The 1,317-nt window shown below is 67.0% G+C and carries 1 protein-coding gene; it reads left to right on the top strand.

Annotation, left to right across the window (positions count from 1 at the left end):
* A partial coding sequence (locus IFT87_RS20080; RefSeq protein WP_192191750.1) for an IS91 family transposase occupies positions 1 to 1,086 on the top strand: 1,086 nt, incomplete at its 5' end.
* Between the last annotated feature and the right edge of the window lie 231 nt (positions 1,087 to 1,317).

The following is a 1,317-nucleotide window of genomic DNA, read 5'->3' as shown; positions in this document are numbered from 1 at the left end:
GTCGAACATTGCCGCACCGCTGCGCTCGGCGGCCACACCGAGGCATGCACCGACTGCGGACACTGGCGGGTCGCCTATAACTCCTGTCGCAACCGGCATTGTCCCCGGTGCCAGGGTGCGGCCGCGCGCGCATGGCTTGCCGAGCGCGAGGCCGACCTGCTTCCGGTCGGCTATTTCCACGTCGTCTTCACCCTGCCGGCCGAGGTCGCCGACATCGCCTACCAGAACAAGGCTGCAGTCTACGGCCTGCTGTTCCAGGCGGCGTCCGAGACGATGACGACCATCGCCGCTGACCCGAAGCATCTCGGCGCCCGCATCGGCATCACCGCGGTCCTTCACACCTGGGGGTCGGCGATGACCCACCACCCCCACATCCATATGATTGTACCGGGCGGTGGACTGTCGCCGGACGGCAGCCGCTGGGTGTCGTCACGCCCCGCGTTCCTGCTGCCGGTGCGCGTGCTCGGCAAGCTGTTCCGCCGCCTGTTCCTGACCCGGCTGATGGCGCTGTACGAGGCGGGACGGCTCGGCTTCTATGGCAGTCTCGCAGCACTCGCCGACCGCCGCGCCTTCCTACGACACCTGTCCCCGGTCCGGAAAAAGAACTGGGTCGTTTATGCCAAGCCGCCGTTCGCCGGCCCTCAGGCGGTGCTCGCTTATCTGTCGCGCTACACCCACCGCGTGGCGATCTCGAACAGCCGCCTCGTCCGCTTCGACGAGACCGGGGTGACATTACGCCACAAGAATTACCGCAACGATGTCGCCGACCGGCAGCAGCTGATGACGCTGGCCACTGACGAGTTCATCCGCCGCTTCCTGATCCACATTCTCCCGAAGGGCTTCCATCGCATCCGTCATTACGGCCTGCTCGCTGGCGCCACCCGCAAGGCTCACCTCGAACACGCCCGCCAACTGCTCGGTATTGTCCCGCCCGTGGCCGATGTCGCGCCGGTCGAACCCGACGATGCCCGCCCGCCGTGCCCATGCTGTGGCGGACGCATGCTCATCATCGAGACCTTCGAACGCTGGCGCCAGCCCCGCGCACCGCCGCATGCCACCGACCCGACCGGGACCACCGCGCCATGACCCGGCATGGTTCACCTGCATTCCGCCGCGCAGCCTGTGCGCTTCCGGCCATAATGACGCTCGCGTCGACGATGCCGCTCCGCGTGCCGACCAACATCTCACGCCTTCGTCGAAGCCAGAATCCAAGCCAAACCCAGCGCCAGACGGCCTTCTTCCAGCCCACAGATGCCCGCCCGGGCAGCTGTTGCACGCGCCTCAAACCAGGGCGAAAACCGAAAACCCCATAGGCCA

Origin of the sequence: Sphingomonas sp. CFBP 8765, assembly GCF_014841445.1 — a bacterium.
Lineage (GTDB): Bacteria > Pseudomonadota > Alphaproteobacteria > Sphingomonadales > Sphingomonadaceae > Sphingomonas > Sphingomonas aerolata.
The sequence above is the reverse complement of the archived record's forward strand: the minus strand, read 5'-3'. Positions and strand labels throughout refer to the sequence as shown.